Here is a 13,440-nt window from a genome sequence, read left to right on the forward strand (position 1 = left end):
CGCCGCACCCGTCTCAGTTGGCGGCGACGGCGGTTTCGGCGGGTTTGGCGTCATCGTCGCGCTTGTCCTTCTGGCGCCCGACCATGCGCATATCGGTCACCTGCGGGTTCAGCTGATGCAACTGCTCAAGATAGCTACGCGGCTTCTTCATCAGCTTTTTGGGAAAGGCCACATCAAGCCCGATCGCCTGCGCGGCCTCGCCCACGAAAAAGACGCAGTTCGCGGTGTTCATATTGTAGCTCGGGCTCGGCGCGTCGCGCCATTTGTCCACCACCCCCAAAATCGCGGCATATTGGGCATCGGTCAGCGTCATCGAAAAATGCGGCTTGCTGTGCGCGACATAGCCGGGCTTGGCGATATCGATCCGCCCCGCCACCGAACCGAACAAAATGGCCGGCGTAATCGTCTTGGCGGTGAAGCCGTAATTGGTGTCCACCGGCACGCCGCCCGCTTCGGGCGTGCCCTCCAGCGTGAAAAAGGCATGGGGAAAATGATCGTCCAGATCATGCGAGTAAAAGGTCACGACAACCTGCGCCGACGCCATCTGGACGGGCAGCCACAAGGCCAGCGCCGCGCAGCCACGCAAAATCCACCGAAACATCATACCCCCTATACGCCTCCGCCCCGCAGACAATGACGCGCCGCACGGCTCCATACCATCCCTATAGCAACGCCGCGCATTGCTGCCTTTCCGCATACGTAAAGTCGGGCTATGCCTTGTTACTGAATGGAAGGGGATGCCGATGGATAACAAGGCAATTTTCATCACCGGGGGCGGTTCGGGGATTGGTCGGGCAACCGCGCAGCTGTTCGCCCGGAACGGCTGGTTCGTCGGGCTGGCCGACATCAACCAGGCGGGCATGGCCGATACCGCCGCCCTCCTGCCGCGCGGCCAATCGAGCATCCATGTCATGGACGTCACCGACCGGGAACAGTGGCGTCAGGCGCTTGATGCCTTTGCCGGCTTCACCGGCGGCCGGCTCGACGTTCTCTTCAACAATGCCGGAATCGCGCGCGGCGGCCAGTTCATCGACACCGATCCCAAGGACAGCGATCTCGTCATCGAGATCAACCTGAAGGGGGTGATCAACGGTGCGCACATGGCGCTGCCGCTGCTCCGCGCCACGCCCGGTTCGTGCCTGCTCAACACCTGCTCGGCTGCGGGCATCTATGGCGGGCCGGGCCTGTCGATCTATGCCGCCAGCAAGTTCGGCGTGCGCGGCTTCAGCGAAGCGCTCGACATCGAATGGCGTCCGCTCGGCATCAAGGTCCGCACCCTCATGCCCAGCTTCATCGACACACCGCTGCTCGACGTCGTCACCGCCGGCAGCAACGGCACCGCGCGCGACAGCGTGGTGAGCGCGGGGCTCGAATTCACCCCGGTCGAGGACGTCGCCCAGGCCGCATGGAATGCGGTGCACGGCGAAAGGCTGCACAGCATCGTCGGCAAGACGGCGCGTTCGATGGCCTTTGCCGCGCGCTGGATGCCGGGCGTGCTCCGCCGCAAGCTCGGTGAACGGCTTGAGGCGAAGCGCTGACCGGTCCAGTTCTCAGTCGAGCAGCGCTTCGATCTTCTCCGCCATGTCGACGTCGCGCGGCGAAAGGCCGCCGGCGTCGTGCGTGGTGAGCAGGATTTCGACGCGGTTATAGACGTTCGACCATTCGGGATGATGGTCGGCCACCTCGGCCAGCAGCGCCACGCGCGTCATGAACGCAAAGGCTTCGGAAAAATCGGCAAAGGTGAAGGTGCGGATGATCGCATCGCGCGATTCATCATAATCCCAGTCGGGCAGCGCATCGAGCGCTTCGGCGCGCTCCGCTTCACTCAACTGCTCGACCATTCTTCCACTCCTTTGCTGGCATCGCCTTGATTATTCTCCTATGTCGCAGCCATGGCAGGCAAAGGTCAATCCACGAGCTACGCCCCAAGTGCGGCTGACATCGAAAAAATCGCGCGCGAAACGATGGATCGCCTGCCCGATGCCTTTCGCGTCCATCTTGCGGGCGTCCTCCTCATCGTCGAGGATTTCGCCGAAGACGCGGTTCTCGCCGAAATGGGGATTGAGGACCCGTTCGAACTGAGCGGGCTCTATACCGGCCGCCCGATCGGCGAGAGCGCCTTCACCGGCGATCTGCCCGCCACCATCCACCTTTATCGCCGCGCGCTGCTCGACGAGTGGATCGATACCGGCGTCACGCTCGAAGCGCTGGTCGCGCATGTCCTTATCCACGAGGTCGGCCATCATTTCGGGCTGTCCGACGACGATATGCACGCGCTCGAAGACGCGGTGCAGTGAGCGTACCAACGCTGCGCTTCGACCAGGTGGCCTGCCTGCGCGGCGGCCGCCTGTTGTTCGAGGGCTTGAGCTTTGCGCTCGGCGCGGGCGATGCCGGTCTCGTCACCGGACCCAATGGCGCGGGCAAATCCAGCCTGTTGCGGATTGCCGCCGCGCTCCTCGCCCCCGCTGCGGGAACCGTTACCTGCAACGGCGGGGTCAGCCTCAGCGATGAAAATCTCGCGCTCGATCCCGCGCTCGCGCTCGCCGATGCGCTGCGCTTCTGGGCGCGGCTCGACGGCAGCGACGATGGGGCCATCGCCCGCGCGCTGGAGGCGCTCGCCATCGCGCATCTCGCGCGCATTCCCGTGCGCATGCTTTCGACCGGCCAGCGCAAGCGTGCGTCGCTCGCGCGCGTCCTCGCCAGCCGCGCGCCGATCTGGCTGCTCGACGAACCCGGCAACGGGCTCGACACCGCCGCGCTCGAACGATTAGCCGCGATCATGGTCGATCACCGCGCCAGCGGCGGCATCATCCTCGCCGCGTCGCACCAGCCGCTCGGGCTGACCGATGCGCTCGCCATCCCGGTCGACGCCGTGGCTGCGGCATGAGCATCTTTCTGCTCCTCGTCCGGCGCGATATCGCCACCGGCTTTCGCGCGGGCGGCGCGCTGCTGCCCGTAGCCTTCTTCCTGCTCGTCGCGACGCTCTATCCCTTTGCCGTCGGCACCGACGCGCAGCTGCTCGCGCGCACGGGTGGCGGCATCCTCTGGGTGGCCGCGCTCCTCGCCGCGCTGCTCCCGGTCGATCGGCTGATCGCGCCCGACCGCGATTCGGGCGTGCTCGATCAGATCGCGCTGCGCGGGGTCAGCGACGAGCTTGTCGCGCTCGCCAAGATCGTCGCGCACTGGGTGTGCTTCGGCCCGCCGCTGATGCTCGCCGCGCTCCCCGCTGCGGCGCTTCTCCGGCTCGACGGCGCCACGCTTGCGGTGGTCGAGGCGGGGCTCGCCATCGGCACGCCGGGGCTCGCCGCACTCGGCGTCGCGGTCAGCGCGATCACCGCGGGCCTGCGCGGCGCGGGCGCGCTGGCGGGGCTGCTGATGCTGCCCCTACTCGTTCCCATTTTGATTTTCGGGGCCGGCGCGATCGGCGACGGCTCAGGCAGCGCGCTCAAGCTGCTCGCCGCCGCCAGCCTGTTGCTGATCGGCGGCGCGCCCTTCGTCGCCGGTGCGGCCATTCGCGCCGGGCGCGAATGACCCGCTGATCAGCGGCGCCAGCGCGCGAAGATCGCGGTCGGCAGTAACAGTCCGCGGCGTTCCTCGCGCACCACCAGTTCGCCCGCTTCGACCGTGCCGGGCAAATCGCCCAGCGACTGGCGCATCAGCTCCCCGATAGCGAGCGCGGACATGCGCACCGCATAGACGGTGAGGAAGCAGAAACGGCTATTCTCGTCGAGCAGCTGGCGCGTATCGGCGATCAGCCCGGGCAGCCCTTCTTCCAGCTTCCAGATCTCGCCGTCGGGCCCACGCCCATATTTAGGCGGGTCCATCAATATCCCGTCATAACGACGGCCACGGCGCACTTCACGCGCCATGAACTTGGTCGCATCGTCGATGATCCAGCGCACCGGCTTGTCCGCCAGTCCCGACAGCACGGCATTCTGCCGCGCCGCTTCGACCGATTTCTTCGACGCATCAACATGCACCATCTGCGCACCCTCGGCCGCCATGGCGAGCGTGCCGACGCCGGTATAGCCGAACAGGTTCATCACCTGCGGCGCATCGACACCCGCCACCTGCTCGCGCATCCAGCTCCACACCGGCGCCATGTCGGGGAAGAAGCCGAGATGGCGGAACGGCGTGCACTGGGCGTTGAACCGCACATTGTCCCAGCGCAGGTGCCAGCCGTCGCGCGGCACGTCCTTCAGGAAATGCCAGCGCCCGCCGCCATCCTCGTCCGATCCGGGGATGAACTCGGCATCGGCATCCCAGTCATCGGCGGCCGGTGCCCACATCGCCTGCGGTTCGGGGCGGATGAAGCGAAACCGGCCATAACGCTCCAGCTTGCGCCCATGCCCCGAATCAATCAGGCCATAATCCGGCCAGGGTTCACCGATGAGCGTGTGCAGGTTCATGCCCGGGGCGTCGCGCGCGCGCCGATATATTCGGTCAGCGCTTCCATCGTCGCGGGCAGCACGTCGTAACGCTCTTCACGCTCATACAGCGCGCCCACGCGCGTCGGCAGCGACGGGCGCACGCCCGTGGCGCGCTCGACGGCATCCTGGAACTTCGCCGGGTGCGCGGTCGCCAGCGTCACCACCGGCACATCGGCGGCGATGCCCGCCGCGCGTGCGGCGGCAAGGCCGACCGCGCTGTGCGGGTCGATCACCTGGTTCGCGCGCTCATGCGCCCAGCGCATGGCCAGCGACATGCTGTCAGCGTCGATCCGCGCGCTCGAGAACAGGCCTGCCGCGCCTTCGCGCTGCGCATTGCTTAGCTGCAGCGTGCGGTTGGCGTCGAACTGACGCATGGCCTCCGCCATCGCCGCGCCGTCGCGCCCGCCCAGATCGAACAACAGGCGTTCGAAGTTCGAGCTCACCTGAATGTCCATCGACGGCGTCGCGGTCGGCACCACCGTTCCGGCCGAATAGTCGCCGGTCGAAAGCGCGCGGTGCAGGATGTCGTTCACATTGGTTGCGACGATCAGGCGTTCGATCGGCAGCCCCATGCGCGCGGCGACATAGCCGGCGAACACATCACCGAAATTGCCCGTCGGCACCGAAAAGGCGATCTTGCGATCGGGCCCGCCGAGGCGGACGGCGGCGTAGAAATAATAAACGACCTGCGCCATCAGGCGCGCCCAGTTGATCGAATTCACCGCCGACAGCGCGAACCGGCCCGAGAAATCAGGATCGGCGAACATCGCCTTCACCAGCGCCTGCGCGTCGTCGAAGCTGCCCTTGATCGCGATATTATGAACATTGGGGGCAAGCACGGTGGTCATCTGGCGGCGCTGCACGTCGGAGACGCGGCCTTCGGGGTGGAGCATGAAGATGTCCACCTTGGCGCGGCCCGCCACCGCGTCGATCGCGGCCGAACCGGTGTCGCCCGAGGTCGCACCGACGATCGTCACATGCGTGTCGCGCTTCGACAGGAATTTCTCGAACAACAGCCCCAGCAGCTGCAGCGCCACGTCCTTGAACGCCAGCGTCGGGCCATGGAACAGTTCGAGCAGCCATTGCTGATGATCGAGCTGCACCAGCGGCGTGACCGAATCGACCGAGAAGCGGCCATAGGCCTGGGTGCACAGTTCGCGCAGCTCGTCTTCGGTCAGCGCGTCGCCGACGAACGGCGCCATGACGCGCACCGCCGTCTCGACATAAGACAGGCCGGCAAGCGCGGCGATATCGTCCCGCGACATGCTAGGCCATGCCTCAGGCACATAAAGACCGCCATCCGATGCGAGGCCCGTAAGCGTCACATCCTCGAAACCGAGCGCCGGTGCGCTCCCCCTGGTGCTGATATAGCGCATGATGCGCGGGGGATTAGCGGGGCCGCCTCCCCGGCGCAACCAAGCTTATCTATCAGTCGGGCGTTGGCGGCGGCGAAGTGCGAGAAAATAGATGATCGCCGCCACCGCGGCGAAGAAGAACCACTGCCCTGCATAGGCAAGGTGGTTGTTCGGAATTTCGTCGATCGAGGGCTGCGCGCTCGGCTCCAGCCCCGGCGCGGCATTGTCGGAAATCAGCATCGGCCGGGGCGGCGGCGCGTTGCCGAACAGCTGCCCGATCAGGCTACCATGCTGCGGCTCGGTGGTGATCCGCCCGGTCACCTGCCCGCCGGTCCAGGCCGGGCGAAAGGCCGGGTTGCGCGATACCCCCATATCCGCGAGCAGCCCGGGGCCCTCAGCCCCTGTCCGGCATTCGGCGATGAAGCGATAGCCCGATTCGCCGGTCCGCGTCCGCCCCGCCTCGGCGCGCCAGTTCACCACCTCCAGGCACTGTGCCGAGGATGGCCGGAACAGTGCCTCGTCGGGAACGGGCGCAAGTGCTGGATAGGCGATGGCGGGCTTGGCAAGGTTGGCGGTATAGACGGCGAGCAGCGCGCGCTTCTCGTCGGCGCGGCCCAGTTGCCACAGGCCAAGCGCGATCATCGCGGCAATGGCCGCCCCCACGATGATGGTCGGAATGATCGGCAGGCGCTTCATGCCATGTTCCTTTCCGGCGATCGGCGCCGGCCCAAAAAATCAGCCGCCCAAAAACAAAGACCCCCGAAAGCCGCTTGGGCAATTTCGGGGGCCTTGTTGGTCATATCCGCGATCAGCCGTGGACCGGTGCGCCCCAGCCACCCCAGACATAGATGACGACGAAGAGGAACAGCCACACCACGTCGACGAAATGCCAGTACCAGGCAGCGGCTTCGAAACCGAAATGCTGCTTGGGGGTGAAATCGCCGCGATAGGCGCGCACAAGGCAGACGATCAGGAAGATCGTGCCGATGATCACGTGGAACCCGTGAAAGCCCGTCGCCATGTAGAACGCCGCGCTATAGTTGATCCCCGCGAACGGGAACGGCGCGTGCATATATTCATAGGCCTGCACCGCCGAGAAGATCAGCCCGAGGATGATCGTCAGCCACAGGCCCTTTTTCAGGCCCTCGCGGTTGCCATGGATCAGCGCATGGTGCGCCCAGGTCAGCGTCGTGCCCGAGCACAGCAGGATGAGCGTGTTGAGCAGCGGCAGTTCGAAGGCATTGAGCACTTCGAGGCCCTTGGGCGGCCACTGCGCGATCGTCGAGATGAGCGCCGGGTCGGTCACCAGCTCAACCGCACCCTCGGCATAGACGAGCGGACGCGGGAACAGCGAGAAATCGAACCACGACCAGAACCAGCCGACGAAGAACATCACTTCGGACAGGATGAACAGGATCATGCCGTAGCGCAGGTGCAGCTGCACCACCGGGGTATGGTCGCCCGCATGCGCTTCCTTGATCACGTCGCCCCACCACGAGAACATCGTGAACAGCACGCCCGCAACACCGGCAAGGAAAACCCAGCCGCCGCCATTAACCTCATGCATCCACATAATGCCGCCGCTCGCCATGACGAGCGCCATCATACTGCCCAGTAACGGCCAGATACTTGGCGGAAGAATGTGGTAATCGTGATTCTTGGCTCCGGCCATTTCCTTGCCCCTATCGACGTATTTTTTCTTGTCCCTAACCCGAACCCCGAAAATCTCAACCCTTATCGGGCTTCACGGGGTGGAAGGTGTAGGACAATGTGATTTCACCAATATCCTTCGTATCGGGATCTTCCATGATCTTCGGATCGACGAAGTAGATCACGGGCATCCGCACTTCCTGCCTTGGATCCAATGTCTGTTCGGTAAAGCAGAAACATTCGATCTTGCTGAAGTATTTCCCGGCCTGTGCCGGGCTTACATTATAGCTCGCCATGCCCTTGACCGGTTGGTCGGTCAGGTTGCGCGCCACGTAAAAGGCCATTTCCTGCGCGCCCAGCGTCACCTTCTCGGTGTGGCGCTCGGGCTTGAATTCCCAGGGCAGCGACGGATCGTGATTCGCGTCGAAGCGCACCGAGATCTGCGCCCCCGCCACCGCGCCCGGCGCCGCCGCCGCGCGCATCGTCGTGCCGCCGAAACCGGTGACGCGGCAGAACATGTCGTACAGCGGCACCGCCGCATAGCCGAGGCACACCATCCCCAGCGCCATCATCCCGGCGGAGATCGCGCTGCGGCGCTTGCGCCGCTCCAGATCGGGGGTCGCCGCCGCCTCGGTCATCAGATCATCTTGGCGATCGAGATCGCGTAGAAGAGGACGACGAGCGCGCCGAGGATCAGCGCCATCACCACCGCGCGCGATTTCTGCCGCGCGCGCACTTCCTTCAGCTGTTCGGGCGTCAGGTTTTCAGGAGTCATCAAAGCACCCATTTGTCGGCGACGAGCGCACCGAACTGGAGGAAAAGGTACAGCACCGAAAATCCGAACAGGCGCTTTTCGGGCGCCATATTCTCGTCCTGCGATCCACCGCGCAGGCCAACGCGCAGCGCCAGATACAGGAAGATGCCGTTCAGGATCAGCGCCGAGATGCCGTAGATCGGCCCGGCCAGCCCCAGCGGCCAGGGGGCGATGGCGGCCGCCACCATGGGCAGCGTGTAGAGGAAGATCTGCGTGCGCGTCGTCTTCGGGCCCGAAACGACGGGCAGCATCGGGATGCCGGCAGCGGCATAATCGGTCTTCACGAACAGCGCGAGCGACCAGAAATGCGGCGGCGTCCAGAGGAAGACGAGCAGGAAGAGGAGCACGGGCAGCGTCGCGATGTCGCCGGTCACCGCCGCCCAGCCGATGAGCGCGGGAAACGCGCCGGCGGCCCCGCCGATGACGATATTCTGCGGCGTGCGCGGCTTCAGCCAGATCGTGTAGATGATGACGTAGAACAGGATCGACGCCGCGAGGATCGCGGCGGCGAGCCAGTTGGTCGCCAGACCCATCAGGATCACGGAGAAGAAGGAAAGCCCGACGCCGAAATGGAGCGCCGATTGCCGCTCCATCCGCCCGGCGGGAAGCGGCCGTCCAGCGGTCCGCTTCATCTTGGCGTCGACATCGGCCTCATACCATTGGTTGAGCGCGCCAGCGGCACCGGCGCCCAGCGCGATACAGAGAATCGCGGTAAAGCCGAGCACGGGATGAATATGCCCCGGCGCCACGAGCAGGCCGCACAGCCCCGTAAACACCACGAGCGACATCACCCGCGGTTTGGTGAGAGCAACAAAGTCCCGCCATTCGGCAGGCATTACGGGCACAGACATATCCAGGGGCTTGCTAGCCATGTTTTCCAAAACCAGAGGCGCCGGAGCCCCAAGGGACTCCGGCGCTTTTTACTATAGCCCTTGTCAGTCCACCCGGGGAAGGGTTTCGAACTGGTGGAAGGGCGGCGGGCTCGAAAGCGTCCACTCAAGCGTGGTCGCGCCTTCGCCCCACGGGTTGTCCGCGGCCTTCGATCCGGCGATCAACGACCAGATGACGTTGACGAAGAAGATCACCATGCCAGCGGCCATGATCATATAGCCGGTGGTCGCCAGTTCGTTCCACTGGGCAAAGGCATCGGGATAGTCGGGGTAACGACGCGGCATGCCCTGCAGGCCGAGGAAGTGCATCGGGAAGAACAGCACGTTCACGCCGACGAAGAACACCCAGAAGTGCAACTGACCGAGGAACTCGTTGTAGTTCTTGCCCCACATCTTGCCGAACCAGTAATAGAAGCCGGCAAAGAGGGCGAAGACCGCACCCAGCGAAAGCACATAGTGGAAGTGCGCGACGACGTAATAGGTGTCGTGCATATAGTTGTCGATGCCGCCATTGGCGAGCAGAACGCCGGTCACGCCACCGACGGTGAACATGAACACAAAGCCAAGCGCCCACATCATCGGCGTCTTGAAGCTGATCGAACCGCCCCACATCGTCGCGATCCACGAGAAGATCTTGATGCCGGTGGGCACCGCGATCACCATGGTTGCGGCGGTGAAGTACATCTTGGTGTTCACGCTGAGGCCGGTGGTGAACATGTGGTGCGCCCACACGACGAAACCGACGACGCCGATCGCGACCATGGCATAGGCCATGCCGAGATAGCCGAAGATCGGCTTTTTCGAAAAGGTCGAGATGATGTGGCTGACCATGCCGAAGCCCGGCAGGATCATGATGTACACTTCGGGGTGGCCGAAGAACCAGAACAGGTGCTGGTACAGAACCGGGTCACCGCCGCCGGCGGCGTCGAAAAAGGCCGTGCCGAAGTTGCGGTCGGTCAGCAGCATGGTGATCGCCGCGGCCAGAACCGGCAGCGAAAGCAGCAGCAGGAACGCGGTGATCAGCACCGACCAGGCAAAGAGCGGCATCTTGTGCAGCGTCATGCCCGGCGCGCGCATGTTGAAGATGGTGGTGATGAAGTTGATCGCACCCAGGATCGACGACGCGCCGGCAAGGTGGAGCGAGAGGATCGCCATATCGGTTGCCGCGCCCGGGCTGCCCGAGGTCGACAACGGCGCATAGACCGTCCAGCCGGTGCCCGAACCGTTGCCGGTGCCGCCCGAGACGAAGCACGACCCGATCAGCAGCACGAACGCGGGGACGAGCAGCCAGAACGAGACGTTGTTCATGCGCGGGAACGCCATGTCGGGCGCGCCGATCATGATCGGGATGAACCAGTTGCCAAAGCCGCCGATCATCGCGGGCATGACCATGAAGAACACCATGATCAGGCCGTGTGCGGTGATCAGCGCGTTCCACAGGTGCAGGCCGTCGCCGCCCTGCAGCGCCGCCCAATGTTCAAGATACTGGATGCCCGGCTGCGCCAGCTCGGCGCGCATCAGGCCCGAAATCGCGCCGCCGATGATACCGGCGATGATCGCGAAGATCAGATAGAGCGTGCCGATGTCCTTGTGGTTGGTGGACATGAACCAGCGGGCGAAAAAGCCCGGCTTATGGTCGGCATCGTGATGATGCGCATGCTCATGCGCATCATGAAACTCGGCAGGAGTTGCTGCGATATCGGTCATGATCAGTTTCCGCTGGCGGCGGCGGCCGCATTGGTTGCGTTGGCTGCGGGAGCAGCGGCATCGGTGGCGTTGGCGGCGGCATTGGCGGCCGGTGCGGCCGCGTTGGCGGCGGCGCTCGCCTCGGCAGCAGCGGCGGCTTCTTCAGCGGCCTTTTCGGCGGGCAGCTTGCCCCCCTTCAGCTTCACCCATGCTTCGAACTGCGCCACCGGCACCGCTTCGACGGCGATGGGCATGAAGGCGTGACGGTCACCGCAAAGCTCCGAACACTGGCCGTAATACACGCCCGGCTTCTCGATCGTGAAGCTGGTTTCGTTGGTGCGGCCCGGAACCGCGTCGAGCTTGATCCAGAAGGCGGGGATCGCCCAGCTGTGGATCACGTCGCTCGCGGTGGTGAGCAGCTTGACCGGCACGCCGACCGGCAGGACGACGCGGTTGTCGACGCCCAGCAGGCGCGGCTCGCCGGCGGCCTTGGCCTGCTCGTCGGTCAGCATGTTGGCGGTGAATTCGACGCCGTGGTCGGGATATTCGTACGACCAGTTCCACTGGTTGCCGATCGCCTTCAGCGTGATCGCGCCCTCGGGCGCAGGCTTGTACTGCTTGGCGAGCAGGCTGATCGAGGGGATCGCGATGCCAACGAGGATGAGGACGGGAACCAGCGTCCAGATCACTTCGATGACCGTGTTGTGCGAGGTCTTCGAGGCGACCGGATTGGCCTTTGCCCGGAAGCGCGCGACGATGAAGAGAATGAGGACGAGGACGAGGACGCTGATGCCGACCATCACGGGCATGAGCACATAGTCATGCATCCAGAGCGCTTCTTCGCCGATCTTGGTGACCTGGGGCTGGATCCCCATATGGCCGTCGACCGGCTGGCCGATGCCGTCGACCGGCTTGGCGTGCGGAAAGGCAGAAGCGGCTTCGGCGGCATCCCCGGGTGCCGTGGCAGCCGAATCGGTGGGCGCTGCAGCGTTGGCGGCAGCGTCTGCGGGCGCGGCGGCAATTGCTGCCGGCGCTGCATCCTGCGCCAATGCCGCGGACGAGGCCGCAACAAGGCTCAGCGCAAGAAACGCGTTCTTCAACATTTTCATAAGCGTCTCGATCTCACCCTCTTCTAAAGATCGGAAAGGACGCATGATTCCCCCTCGCCTTCCGATCAATTTTGGGCCGGCTTATACGCATGGTTGTTGAAGGCCATCAAGCTTCGATCACGAATATTTGAAGCAGTTGTTCCCTTCGCTTGAAAAGCTATAAGGCCATTCAACTGTAAAACTTGGAGCGTGAACAAATGACCGACGAGGAGATTTTGGCGGAATTCCGTGCGGCAGACGCACTTCTGGAAGGCCATTTCATCTTGTCGTCCGGACTGCGCAGCCCGCGTTATCTCCAGTGCGCGCGCGTGCTGATGGATCCGATGCGCGGCGCGCGCCTTGCCTCCGCGCTGGTCGCCCTCATGCCGCGCGACATCCGTTCGGCGGTCGAAATCGTTGTGTCTCCCGCCATGGGCGGCGTGATCGTCGGCCATGAAATGGGCCGCGCGCTCGGCGTCGAGGCGATTTTTCTCGAACGCCCCGAGGGAACGTTCGAGCTGCGCCGCGGTTTTCGCCTGAAACCGGGCCAGAAAGTTCTGATGATGGAAGATGTCGTGACCACCGGTCTGTCGTCGCGCGAAGCGATGAAGGCGATCGCCGCTGCGGGCGGTGAGGTGATCGCGGCGGGCGCGCTGGTCGATCGCTCCAACGGCCAGGCACAGTTCGACGTGCCCTTCTTCCCGCTGGTGACGCTCGAAGTGCCCAGCTATTCGCCGGACGATCTGCCGCCCGAACTCGCCGCCATCCCGGCCATGAAGCCGGGCAGCCGCAAGGAAGCCTGATGACGCTGCGCCTCGGGGTCAATATCGACCATGTCGCAACGATCCGGAATGCGCGTGGCGGTGTTCACCCCGATCCGGTGACGGCGGCGCGCATCGCCGCCGCTGCGGGCGCCGACGGGATCACCGCCCATCTGCGCGAGGATCGCCGCCATATCACCGATCAGGACATTGCGCTCCTGATGGATGCGCTCACCATTCCGCTCAATCTCGAAATGGCGGCCACCGCCGAAATGCTCGAGATCGCGCTGCGCCACCGCCCCCATGCGGCGTGCATCGTGCCCGAAAAGCGCGAGGAACGGACCACCGAGGGCGGGCTTGATGCCGCCGGCCAGCTCGAAACGCTCGGCCCCATCGTCGATGCGCTCAGCAAAGAGGGCATCCGCGTCAGCCTATTCATCGAGCCCGATCCGCGCCAGATCGAGGCGGCGATGCGCCTCGGCGCGCCCGTGGTCGAATTCCACACCGGCCGCTATGCCCATCTGGACAGCGCCGACCGCGCGGCCGAACTGCGCCGCATCGCCGACGCCGCCGCGCTCGCCGCCAAGAACGGGATCGAACCGCATGCCGGCCACGGCCTCACTTTCGACAATGTCACGCCGATCGCGGCGATTCCGCAGATCGTCGAGCTCAATATCGGCCATTTCCTGATCGGCGAAGCGATCTTCATCGGCCTCGAGGGCAGTGTTACGCGGATGCGCGAACTGATGGATCACGCACGATGAGG

At 64.7% G+C, this 13,440-nt stretch carries 17 protein-coding genes; 6 read left to right on the forward strand and 11 right to left on the reverse strand.

The genetic code is table 11. The features are described 5' to 3' along the window. Positions 1 to 13: 13 nt before the first annotated feature. Complete coding sequence (locus tag QYC26_RS07855; RefSeq protein WP_317514832.1) at positions 14 to 604, reverse strand: hypothetical protein; 591 nt, start codon at positions 602 to 604, stop codon at positions 14 to 16. 139 nt (positions 605 to 743) lie between these two features. On the opposite strand from QYC26_RS07855, the gene QYC26_RS07860 reads away from it, so the two are divergent. After that, positions 744 to 1,538 carry an SDR family oxidoreductase gene (locus tag QYC26_RS07860; protein ID WP_317514833.1) on the forward strand — a complete coding sequence of 265 codons (795 nt, stop codon included), beginning with the start codon at positions 744 to 746 and terminating at the stop codon, positions 1,536 to 1,538. A gap of 12 nt (positions 1,539 to 1,550) precedes the next feature. On the opposite strand, the gene QYC26_RS07865 is transcribed toward QYC26_RS07860, so the two are convergent. Then, positions 1,551 to 1,841 (reverse strand): 4a-hydroxytetrahydrobiopterin dehydratase, encoded by a 291-nt coding sequence (locus QYC26_RS07865; RefSeq protein WP_317514834.1) that lies wholly within the window; start codon positions 1,839 to 1,841, stop codon positions 1,551 to 1,553. A 51-nt stretch (positions 1,842 to 1,892) separates the two neighbouring features. Between QYC26_RS07865 and QYC26_RS07870 the strand changes: the two genes are divergently transcribed. From QYC26_RS07870 to QYC26_RS07880, 3 genes are read left to right on the forward strand one after another with little or no spacing between them, the layout of a single operon-like run. Beyond that, positions 1,893 to 2,297, forward strand: a complete 405-nt coding sequence (locus QYC26_RS07870) for a metallopeptidase family protein (protein ID WP_317514835.1) — start codon at positions 1,893 to 1,895, stop codon at positions 2,295 to 2,297. Further along, positions 2,294 to 2,887 carry a heme ABC exporter ATP-binding protein CcmA gene (gene ccmA / locus QYC26_RS07875; RefSeq protein WP_317514836.1) on the forward strand — a complete coding sequence of 198 codons (594 nt, stop codon included), beginning with the start codon at positions 2,294 to 2,296 and terminating at the stop codon, positions 2,885 to 2,887. The genes QYC26_RS07870 and ccmA overlap by 4 nt, the downstream gene beginning before the upstream one ends. Then, positions 2,884 to 3,531: a heme exporter protein CcmB gene (locus tag QYC26_RS07880; RefSeq protein WP_317514837.1), complete on the forward strand. Its 648-nt coding sequence runs from the start codon at positions 2,884 to 2,886 to the stop codon at positions 3,529 to 3,531. Before ccmA ends, QYC26_RS07880 begins: the two co-directional genes overlap by 4 nt. Before the next feature lie 8 nt (positions 3,532 to 3,539). On the opposite strand, the gene QYC26_RS07885 is transcribed toward QYC26_RS07880, so the two are convergent. The 9 genes from QYC26_RS07885 to coxB form a co-directional block, all read right to left on the reverse strand. Continuing rightward, entirely contained in the window at positions 3,540 to 4,409 is an 870-nt protein-coding gene (locus QYC26_RS07885) for a class I SAM-dependent methyltransferase (RefSeq protein ID WP_317514838.1), read from the reverse strand. Beyond that, on the reverse strand, positions 4,406 to 5,806 hold the full coding sequence (gene thrC, locus QYC26_RS07890; RefSeq protein ID WP_317514839.1) for a threonine synthase: 1,401 nt from the start codon (positions 5,804 to 5,806) through the stop codon (positions 4,406 to 4,408). The genes QYC26_RS07885 and thrC overlap by 4 nt, the downstream gene beginning before the upstream one ends. Positions 5,807 to 5,851: 45 nt before the next feature. Further along, the gene (locus QYC26_RS07895) at positions 5,852 to 6,481 is read right to left on the reverse strand and encodes an SURF1 family protein (RefSeq protein WP_317514840.1); all 630 of its coding nucleotides are present in this window, start codon (positions 6,479 to 6,481) and stop codon (positions 5,852 to 5,854) included. A 112-nt stretch (positions 6,482 to 6,593) separates the two neighbouring features. Beyond that, positions 6,594 to 7,457, reverse strand: coding sequence for a cytochrome c oxidase subunit 3 (locus QYC26_RS07900; protein ID WP_317514841.1), 864 nt, complete (start codon positions 7,455 to 7,457; stop codon positions 6,594 to 6,596). Positions 7,458 to 7,512: 55 nt separating this feature from the next. Further along, a complete protein-coding gene (locus tag QYC26_RS07905) occupies positions 7,513 to 8,073 on the reverse strand; it encodes a cytochrome c oxidase assembly protein (RefSeq protein ID WP_317514842.1) in 561 nt (186 codons plus the stop codon). Then, positions 8,073 to 8,210, reverse strand: coding sequence for a hypothetical protein (locus QYC26_RS07910; protein ID WP_317514843.1), 138 nt, complete (start codon positions 8,208 to 8,210; stop codon positions 8,073 to 8,075). The genes QYC26_RS07905 and QYC26_RS07910 overlap by 1 nt, the downstream gene beginning before the upstream one ends. After that, positions 8,210 to 9,121, reverse strand: coding sequence for a heme o synthase (locus QYC26_RS07915; RefSeq protein ID WP_317514844.1), 912 nt, complete (start codon positions 9,119 to 9,121; stop codon positions 8,210 to 8,212). The genes QYC26_RS07910 and QYC26_RS07915 overlap by 1 nt, the downstream gene beginning before the upstream one ends. Positions 9,122 to 9,184: 63 nt before the next feature. Then, entirely contained in the window at positions 9,185 to 10,846 is a 1,662-nt protein-coding gene (gene ctaD / locus QYC26_RS07920; RefSeq protein ID WP_317514845.1) for a cytochrome c oxidase subunit I, read from the reverse strand. Positions 10,847 to 10,848: 2 nt separating this feature from the next. After that, entirely contained in the window at positions 10,849 to 11,934 is a 1,086-nt protein-coding gene (coxB, locus tag QYC26_RS07925) for a cytochrome c oxidase subunit II (RefSeq protein ID WP_317514846.1), read from the reverse strand. A gap of 197 nt (positions 11,935 to 12,131) precedes the next feature. Between coxB and pyrE the strand changes: the two genes are divergently transcribed. Then, positions 12,132 to 12,716 (forward strand): orotate phosphoribosyltransferase, encoded by a 585-nt coding sequence (gene pyrE, locus QYC26_RS07930; RefSeq protein WP_317514847.1) that lies wholly within the window; start codon positions 12,132 to 12,134, stop codon positions 12,714 to 12,716. After that, complete coding sequence (locus QYC26_RS07935; RefSeq protein ID WP_317514848.1) at positions 12,716 to 13,438, forward strand: pyridoxine 5'-phosphate synthase; 723 nt, start codon at positions 12,716 to 12,718, stop codon at positions 13,436 to 13,438. The genes pyrE and QYC26_RS07935 overlap by 1 nt, the downstream gene beginning before the upstream one ends. Positions 13,439 to 13,440 lie beyond the last annotated feature (2 nt).

Source organism: Sphingomonas sp. C3-2, from assembly GCF_033025475.1.
GTDB lineage: Bacteria > Pseudomonadota > Alphaproteobacteria > Sphingomonadales > Sphingomonadaceae > Sphingobium_A.